This window comes from Williamsia sp., from assembly GCF_016462415.1.
In the GTDB taxonomy this organism is placed as follows: domain Bacteria; phylum Actinomycetota; class Actinomycetes; order Mycobacteriales; family Mycobacteriaceae; genus Williamsia_A.
Window position 1 is genome coordinate 1 of record NZ_JAEMTF010000149.1, and the last position, 7,858, is coordinate 7,858.

Genomic DNA, 7,858 nt, shown 5'->3' on the forward strand with positions numbered 1-7,858 from the left:
GTGGGGGAGGCGGGCGTCGGAACCCGCCCGGGTCGGCCGGACGCCGGTCGCGACCGGGAGGCGGCGGTACCGGACCGCGGTCGGGACGGTACGGCTCCGGTTCCTGGCGGGGTGCGTACCGGCCGGGCGGGGGCGGTTCGGACCGCCCGCCGCGGTCGTCCGGGGACTGTGACCACGCCCGTGGTGGGTCGTACGGCTGCCCCGGCACCACGCGACGCCGCTCGGGGCCGCGTGGATCGCCGGGGGCGGGGCCGGACCCACCGGGACGCCGGATGAAGGGCCCGTCCTGCTCGTTCACAGCCACGACTGTACGGAGCGTCGCCGCACGAGAGCGGGAACTAGAGGCGCCCGACGACCTTGCGCGCCGCGTTGATCGTGTCGCCGTTCACCGAGTACAGGACGTGCAGTGCGTTGGGTCCGGCGAGGCGGGCACCGTTGCAGATGTTGTCACCGGCGATGCAGTAGCGGATGGTCTTGGCCTGGTACTGCGGCGACACGCGCACGACCGGGGCGCCGGCATCGCGCAGGAAGCGTGCCGACGGGGTGGCGAAGAGCACGACCGCGGCGACGTTGCGGGCGACCGCGGTGGGCAGCGGCGGTGGGACGTCGCGCGCGAAGCGACCGTAGGAGGCGGGCAGGGTGACGCCGGGGCTGACCGCGTACTGCGCGACCACGGCGCCCTGCGAGTAGCCGCCGACGACGATGCGTGTCCGCGGGCAGGTGCGGGCGATGGACTTGATCTTGTCCTGGGTGGCGCGCACACCGTTGATGACGGTGGCACCGAAGGCGACACGGTTGCCGAAGTTGGCGCTGGCGGGGTAGTTCACGCCGGTCACCGACAGCGACTTGCCCCGGAGCTGCGAGCGCAACGCCTCGACGAAGGAGACGCCGGTGATACCCAGCGGTGCGGCCGGCTCGGCGGTGCCGCGGGCGAACACGGCCGCGACGTCGGAACAGGCGGGGGCGGCCGAGGCCTGCGAGGTGGTGGTGGCCAGGGCGAGGCCGGTGGAAGCGATGAAGCCGCACAGAACCGTGACCAACAATCGTTTGAGCATGCTCGTATCGTAGGGGGCGTCGAGGCCGTGGGTCACGACTCCGGTCGCTTTCGGTTCATGGTTCGTGCTCAGGTCAACCAACCCAGCCGGTCGCGCAGCAGTGCGAACCCGACGAACGCGACGCTGTCGATCAACGCGTGGGCGATCACCAGCGGCCACGCGCGCGACGTGACCTGGTAGAACCGGCCGTAGACCAGGCCCATGACGACATTGCCGAGGCCCCCGCCGAAGCCCTGGTAGAGGTGATAGCTCCCGCGCAGCAGCGCCGACGCCAGCAGCGACCGGTTCTCCGACCACCCCAGCTGCCGCAGCCGCGTGATCAGGTAGGCGACGACGAGCAGTTCCTCGGCGGCGGCGTTTCCGATCGCCGACAGCACCAGGATGGGTAGTCGCCACCACGTCTCCGTGAGGTCACTGGGCAGCACCTGGGCGTTGATGTTCAGCTCGCGGGCGATGACGTAGAGGGCGAGGCCGGGCAGTCCGATCCCCGCCGCCAACGCCGCACCCCACCCGACGTCGCGGCGGGTGACCGCGCGGTTCACGCCGGCGCGCGAGAGGGCGACCCCGCTGCGGTAGAGCAGGTACACCGCGAGCGCGGCGATCGCGAAGAGGCGGGTCGCGGACAGGATCTGTCGGATGAGGTCGATCAGGTCGACCGCCGACGTGGACTGGTTCAGCGCGATGGTCTGGTTGCCGATGCCGCCGGAACGCAGCTCGTCCTCGATCAGCGACAAGATCGCGTAGATCCCGGACATGCCGAACGTCAGGATCAGGACGATGACGATCTCGACGCCGATGACCCGGCGCTGTCGACGATCGGTCACCACGGCGATGTCCGATGGACGCGCGGGCGTCAGCAGCGCTCGGATTCCGGAGGTCGACACCCCGGCCAGCGTAGTGACGCCGAGCCCGGGCGGGTGGGGCCTACTCGGCGGGCAGGCTGTTGAGGAACGGGCAACCGGCCAGGGCGCGCAACGCCTTGGACAGCTCCACCACGTCGGTCACCGGGCGGTCGAAGGACAGCCGCACGTCGGAATCGCGGTCACCGTCGCCGCAGTCGGCCTCGACGCGGAAGCGGATGCCGAACCTGTCGATGCCCAGCGGGCGGACGCGACCGGTGCGCATGGACGGCGGCAGCCGTCGCGACATCTGCACGACCAACTCGGAGTGCTCGGAGTCGAGGTGGGAGATCCAGTCGGCCTCGTTCTCCCAGAAGGGGTCGGGGACGGCGCGGGTCAGTTCCTCGGCGCTGACCGCCGCGGCGCCTGCCGAGGTGGCGATGACCGCGCCGCTGAGCTGGACCCGCAGCATCGACGATCCGTGCCCCAGGTCGAGCAGCTCGTCGGACGGGTGGTCGGTGGCGATCTCCATGGCCAGGTCGCGCTCGAGGTCGGCCGGGACCCTGTGCAGCGTGCCGTTGAGCCAGATGAGCGACCGGACCGGCTCGCGCAGTTCGATCGGCGCGCAGTCGGTCACCTCGATCATCGCGGCGATGGGATCGTTGGTCTCGGCGGCCGCGGCCATGGCGGCGGTGTCGGATCCGATGAGCAGGAACGCCTGACCGTCGAAGAGGTGGACCATGGTGACCGGGGACGGTTCGGCGCCCTCGATCGCGACCATCGCCGCGGTGACCCGCATACACGCCGTGCGGATCGACTCGGCGTCGGTCGGGCGGGCGGTGATGGTCTCGGCCATGGCGTACCTCGTCGTGGTAGGAGCGATCGAAAGTTGATTAAGGTAACCCTAACCTAAACTGAAATCCGGGGCCTGGCAAACGGTGCATTAGTCTGACCAAATGTCCGTCATCGCCTACTTCGGTCCGTCCGGGACGTTCACCGAGATGGCGTTGGACCGACTGCTCGATCACTCCGTCCCCGCCATCGGATACCCCGAGATCGCCGCCGACGTCACGCGCCGATCGGCGACCAGCCCGCCTGCGGTGATCGAGTTGGTGCGTTCCGGCGCCGTCGATTTCGGGTGTGTGCCGATGGAGAGTTCGGTCGAGGGCGCCGTGCCGGCGACCATGGACGCGCTCGTCGCGGGCGCTCGGGTGCAGATCTTCGCCGAGACCGTCCTCGACATCGCCTTCACCGTCGCGACCCGGGCCGACACCGTCGAGATCGGCACCATCGCGGCCTATCCGGTCGCCGCGGGTCAGACCCGCGAGAGCCTCGAACGCCTCTACCCGTCGGCTCGGATCGTCCCGGCGGCGTCGAATGCCGCGGCCGCCGCCGATGTCTCCGAGGGCCGGGCCGATGCCGCGCTCACCACCGCCCTGGCCGCCCGGATGCACGAGCTGAGGGTCGTGGCCGACGACGTGGCCGATTCCGCCGATGCGACAACCCGTTTCGTGCTCCTGGGGCGACCCGCTCCGGTTCCGCCCCGCAGCGGGGACGATCGGACGTCGGTTGTCCTCGACCTGCAGAACGAGCCGGGGTCGCTCATGCGTGCGATGAGCGAGTTCGCCGGTCGCGGAATCGATCTGACCCGCATCGAGTCCCGGCCACGGCGTAGCGAGCGTGGCTACTATTTCTATCTCGACGCGTCGGGTCACATCGACGACGCGGCGATGGCCGAGGCACTCGCCGCGCTGCATGCCTACGCTCGAACCGTGACCTTCCTCGGATCCTGGCCCGCCGCCCGCGGCAACGGTGCGGCTCCCCCCGACCAGAGCGCGTCGCTGGCGTGGGTCGAGTCGTTGCGGAACGGGGAGAACTGATGGGCTCCCTGCACCTGGTCCGACACGGCCAGACCACCTCGAACGTCATGTCGCGCCTGGACACCCGCCTACCCGGTGCCGGGCTCACCGACTTCGGTGCGCGCCAGGCTGTGCGGTTCGCGTTGGAGCGGCGCAACGCCGCGCCTGCCGCGCTGTACTGCTCGTACGCCCGCCGCGCCCGCGAGACCGCCGACCTCATCGGTTCGGTCTGGGGCATCGAGGCGCAGCCTATCGCTGACATCGAGGAGGTACAGGTCGGTGACCTCGAGGACCGTAACGACAAGCCGTCCGTCGACGGGTTCGCCGACCTGATCAAGCAGTGGTACGCCGGGAAGACCGACCTGTCGATCGGCAACAGCGACACCCTCGACACGCTCTTCGACCGCTACCTGCCGGTGATCGAGCGGCTGCGCGCCACGCACCTGACCGACCCGGAGGCGCCGGACATCTACGTGGTGAGCCACGGTGCGGCGATCCGGTTGGTCGCCGCGCATCTGGCAAAGGTCGACGAGGACTACGCACTCGAGCACGCCCTGCCCAACACCGGCTCGATCGAACTCAGCCACAGCAGCGGGTCGTGGGATTGCGTGCACTGGGGCGGCGACATCCCGACGCGTCCCACCGAGGGAACCGGTACCAGCGACCCGATGGGCTGAGGGGCCCACCTGTCAGCCGTTCGGGCGTCCAAAAGCCGGCGGAGAACATTGCTTCCAGTCACCGCCCTCGCGGAGGAAGATCCATTGGACTCCGCGAACCGGGCCGACGGTCTCGTCCTGCGAGATGGGATAGCTCAGGTCCACCGTGACCGTGGCGGTCAGGCCATCGACGCGCACGTTCTCGATGCGATCGACCGTCACCTCGGTGGTGGGGCGTCGGGTGGCGGCGGAATCGCGTACCGACGCACACATCGACTCACGGTAGGCCTCGCGATCCGTGCCGTTGCGGGCACGAACGTAGGCGTCGACGGCGGTGACGAGCTCGTCTCGCTGTGCGGTGACCGGAGTGGACGACGGACCGTCGCTATCCGACGACTGCGTGCCGGTCGTGGACGGCGGTGTCGGCGGGGCAGACGGGCGGGCGTCGTCACCGCAGGCCGCTGACGCCACCATCGCCACGGCGAGAACGCAGATGGCGTGCGGACGGCCCACTGGTCTCAGCCCCAGCCGTGCGCGTGCAGCCAGGCGTCGTCGATGCCGAAGTGGTGAGCGATCTCGTGGACCACGGTGATGGCCACCTCGTCGACCACCTGGTCGCGGTCCGAGCACATCTGCAGCAGCGGCTCGCGATAGATGGTGATCGTGTCGGGCAGCGCACCGGCGTACATCGTGTCGCGGTCGGTGAGTGCGACACCCTCGTACAGACCGAGCAGGTCGGGCTCCTCGGGATGGTGACCGTCGACAAGCACGACGACGTTGTTCATCGCCTCGGCGAGCTCTGTGGGGATGGTGTCCAGCGCGTCCGACACGAGATCTTCGAACTCGCGCTCGGTCATCGAGACCGGCATCGACTCAGCCGACCGGGGCGGGGAGCTCGGTGGGATTCGGTGCCAGACCGGGTGCGTTGGGCACCGGGGTCGGGTTGAGGCGACCCGGGGGCTCGGCCGGCGGTGGCACCGGGACCTTGCCGTTGATGAGCAGTCCGCCCTTGGCGTCGCCGACGAGTGTCGCGAAGCCCTTGTCGTCGGGGAGGCCGACGTAGCAGACGGCGGTGCGGGTGCCGGTCAGCCAGCTGACCTGGCTGACGGTGGACCACTGCACGTTGAGGGTGGACTTGGTGAACGCCGCCCGCCCGCCCAGGAAGGTGTTGGTGATGCCCGGGCAGGTCGAGGTCAGATAGGCGTTCTGCTGGGCGACGGTGGGCCAGGCGCGACCCGAACCCGCTGCACCGAACCGGGTGCCCAGGTTCACCAGGCCGGTGACCTGGAAGGCGTGCGGTTCGGCGCAGTCGACCGGGTCGGTGGGCTGTCGGGTCTGCTGGTTGATGCCGATGCAGGTGCCGGGCGCCCACTGCAGCGCCTGGTCCTGATCGGCGACGCGGCCGAGGAACGGCATCAGCTCACCGGCGGAGTTCGTGTACTGCACCCCACACCGCAGGGTGCGCTCACCGTCGTCCCACTGTGCCTGGGAGGGGTACATCATCCCGACCGAGAACCGCCCGTTCGGGTCGAACCGTCCGTTCAGGTACGAACGGACCTGCGCCGGGCAGTTCTGGTCGCGGAGGGCGACGAACTGCTGTGTGCCGGGCCACGGGGCGCTCTTGCCGAACTGGCTGCCCGGGTAGACGCTGGTGTCGATCGCGCCCGCCACCTCGAACAGATGCTCGCCGCCGCACCCGATCTTGCTGGGTTTGCCCGGGTTGCCGGCCGGCCAGGTCAGGCAGTCGCCTGCGACGGACTGGTTGAACGCGTTCTTCGCCGGACCGCGTTCCGCGGCGCCGATGTCGGTCTTCGCGACGGCGCCGGTGTCGGAGTCGGAATTGGTGAGCAACACGATGCCGCCGCACACGATCGCGCCCAGCACGATGGCCGCGAGGACCGTGCGCAGGGGATGGGCCCGGAGCCATCCGAACCGGTGCGCCACGCCCGGTCGCGTCTCCGCGGCGTCGGGAGTGCCCGGCGCGTCGTCGGAACGGGCATCGCGCGGTTCGGGCTCGGTGGGGTCGGAGGGTGTGGACATCGACGTCCATGATGCCTGCTCGCTCCCGGGGGTCATAGTGGAGTCATGAGCTTCGACGACGCCAACCGTCCCGACGCCGCCGACGACCCGGAGCTCGCCGAGCTCGCCGGCCGCCTGTTCGACATGGCCCGCTCCGGCGACACCGCCTCGCTGGTGTCGTATGTGCAGGCCGGTGTGCCGGTGAACCTGACCAACCAGACCGGTGACACCCTCCTGATGCTGGCGGCCTATCACGGGCACGCCGAGGCGGTCGCCGCGCTGCTGGGGCTCGGCGCCGACGTCGATCGACCCAACGACAAGAACCAGACGCCACTGGCGGGTGCGGTGTTCAAGTCGCACGACGAGGTGGTGCGGGCGCTGGTCTCGGCGGGTGCGAGCCCGGACGCGGGTACGCCCACCGCCCGCGACGCGGCCGTCATGTTCGGCCGTGAGGACTACGCGACGCTCTGGTCCACCCCGCCCGAGCTGAGCGACTGACCCGACCGGCGGCGCCGCGAACCCGTGGTGCCCCACACCGGTAGGGTTTTGCGCGTGATCGACCTCAAGATTCTGCGGGACGACCCGGACCTGGTACGCACCTCTCAGCGCAAGCGTGGGGAGGACCCCGGACTCGTCGACACCCTGCTCGACGCCGACACGTCGCGTCGTGCCGCCATCGCCGAGGCGGACGCGTTGCGGTCCGAGCAGAAGACCCTCGGCAAGCAGGTCGGCAAGGCCTCCGCCGAGGACCGGCCCGCGCTGCTCGCTCAGGGCAAGGAACTCGCCGACCGGGTCAAGGCCGCCTCGACCACCGAGGCCGAGGCGCAGGCCGCGATGACCGCGGCACACCGGGCGATCGGCAACATCGTCTCCGACCCGGCGCCCGCCGGCGGCGAGGACGACTACGTGGTCCTCGAGCACGTCGGTGAGCCCACCGACATCGCCGACCCGAAGGACCACCTCGAGATCGGCGAGTCCCTCGGGCTGCTCGACATGGAGCGTGGTGCCAAGGTCTCCGGCTCGCGCTTCTACTTCCTCACCGGGAACGGCGCCCTGCTGCAGTTGGCGCTGCTGCAACTCGCGGCGCGACTCGCGACCGCCAACGGGTTCACGATGATGATCCCGCCGGTCCTGGTTCGCCCGGAGGTCATGGAGGGCACCGGGTTCCTCGGCGCGCACTCCTCGGAGATCTACCATCTCCCCGACGACGACCTCTACCTCGTCGGTACGTCCGAGGTGCCGATGGCCGGTTACCACATGAACGAGATCCTCGACCTGTCGTCGGGGCCGAAACGCTATGCGGGATGGTCCAGCTGCTTCCGACGCGAGGCGGGGAGCTACGGCAAGGACACCCGCGGCATCATCCGCGTGCACCAGTTCGACAAGGTCGAGGGCTTCGTCTACTGCAAGCCCGAGGACGCCGAGGCCGA

10 protein-coding genes and 1 pseudogene are annotated in these 7,858 nt (G+C 69.9%); 4 read left to right on the top strand and 7 right to left on the bottom strand.

Annotated elements, in window-relative coordinates; translation table 11 throughout:
- The 4 genes and pseudogenes from JHC79_RS21875 to JHC79_RS21890 form a co-directional block, all read right to left on the bottom strand.
- A pseudogene (locus JHC79_RS21875) lies at positions 1-298 on the bottom strand (hypothetical protein); the annotation flags it as partial.
- Positions 299-338: 40 nt separating this feature from the next.
- Positions 339-1,055, bottom strand: a complete 717-nt coding sequence (locus tag JHC79_RS21880; protein WP_296394853.1) for a cutinase family protein — start codon at positions 1,053-1,055, stop codon at positions 339-341.
- A 68-nt stretch (positions 1,056-1,123) separates the two neighbouring features.
- Positions 1,124-1,939: a CPBP family intramembrane glutamic endopeptidase gene (locus JHC79_RS21885; protein WP_296394856.1), complete on the bottom strand. Its 816-nt coding sequence runs from the start codon at positions 1,937-1,939 to the stop codon at positions 1,124-1,126.
- Positions 1,940-1,979: 40 nt separating this feature from the next.
- Positions 1,980-2,750, bottom strand: coding sequence for a DUF2470 domain-containing protein (locus JHC79_RS21890; protein ID WP_296394859.1), 771 nt, complete (start codon positions 2,748-2,750; stop codon positions 1,980-1,982).
- 100 nt (positions 2,751-2,850) lie between these two features.
- Here JHC79_RS21890 and pheA point away from each other — a divergent pair, with 100 nt between their 5' ends.
- Both pheA and JHC79_RS21900 read left to right on the top strand, forming a co-directional pair.
- A complete protein-coding gene (gene pheA, locus JHC79_RS21895; protein WP_296394861.1) occupies positions 2,851-3,774 on the top strand; it encodes a prephenate dehydratase in 924 nt (307 codons plus the stop codon).
- Complete coding sequence (locus JHC79_RS21900; protein WP_296394863.1) at positions 3,774-4,430, top strand: histidine phosphatase family protein; 657 nt, start codon at positions 3,774-3,776, stop codon at positions 4,428-4,430. The genes pheA and JHC79_RS21900 overlap by 1 nt, the downstream gene beginning before the upstream one ends.
- 12 nt (positions 4,431-4,442) lie before the next feature.
- Here JHC79_RS21900 and JHC79_RS21905 read toward each other — a convergent pair whose 3' ends face one another.
- The 3 genes from JHC79_RS21905 to JHC79_RS21915 are packed head-to-tail and all read right to left on the bottom strand — an operon-like array spanning position 4,443 to position 6,449.
- A complete protein-coding gene (locus JHC79_RS21905) occupies positions 4,443-4,922 on the bottom strand; it encodes a hypothetical protein (protein WP_296394865.1) in 480 nt (159 codons plus the stop codon).
- A gap of 5 nt (positions 4,923-4,927) precedes the next feature.
- Entirely contained in the window at positions 4,928-5,278 is a 351-nt protein-coding gene (locus JHC79_RS21910; protein WP_296394867.1) for a metallopeptidase family protein, read from the bottom strand.
- A gap of 4 nt (positions 5,279-5,282) precedes the next feature.
- Entirely contained in the window at positions 5,283-6,449 is a 1,167-nt protein-coding gene (locus tag JHC79_RS21915; RefSeq protein ID WP_296394869.1) for a septum formation family protein, read from the bottom strand.
- Between the two features lie 45 nt (positions 6,450-6,494).
- Between JHC79_RS21915 and JHC79_RS21920 the strand changes: the two genes are divergently transcribed.
- Together JHC79_RS21920 and JHC79_RS21925 are read left to right on the top strand one after the other, a co-directional pair.
- A complete protein-coding gene (locus tag JHC79_RS21920) occupies positions 6,495-6,926 on the top strand; it encodes an ankyrin repeat domain-containing protein (RefSeq protein WP_296394871.1) in 432 nt (143 codons plus the stop codon).
- 54 nt (positions 6,927-6,980) lie between these two features.
- On the top strand, positions 6,981-7,858 hold an 878-nt coding region (locus JHC79_RS21925), incomplete at its 3' end, for an aminoacyl--tRNA ligase-related protein (protein WP_296394873.1).

What these genes read in the sequence shown, in the direction of transcription:
- JHC79_RS21880 (WP_296394853.1), bottom strand. Translation starts at nt 1,055, where the DNA reads ATGCTCAAACGATTGTTGGTCACGGTTCTGTGCGGCTTCATCGCTTCC.
- JHC79_RS21890 (WP_296394859.1), bottom strand. Translation starts at nt 2,750, where the DNA reads ATGGCCGAGACCATCACCGCCCGCCCGACCGACGCCGAGTCGATCCGC.
- pheA (WP_296394861.1), top strand. Translation starts at nt 2,851, where the DNA reads ATGTCCGTCATCGCCTACTTCGGTCCGTCCGGGACGTTCACCGAGATG.
- JHC79_RS21900 (WP_296394863.1), top strand. Translation starts at nt 3,774, where the DNA reads ATGGGCTCCCTGCACCTGGTCCGACACGGCCAGACCACCTCGAACGTC.
- JHC79_RS21910 (WP_296394867.1), bottom strand. Translation starts at nt 5,278, where the DNA reads ATGCCGGTCTCGATGACCGAGCGCGAGTTCGAAGATCTCGTGTCGGAC.
- JHC79_RS21915 (WP_296394869.1), bottom strand. Translation starts at nt 6,449, where the DNA reads ATGTCCACACCCTCCGACCCCACCGAGCCCGAACCGCGCGATGCCCGT.
- JHC79_RS21920 (WP_296394871.1), top strand. Translation starts at nt 6,495, where the DNA reads ATGAGCTTCGACGACGCCAACCGTCCCGACGCCGCCGACGACCCGGAG.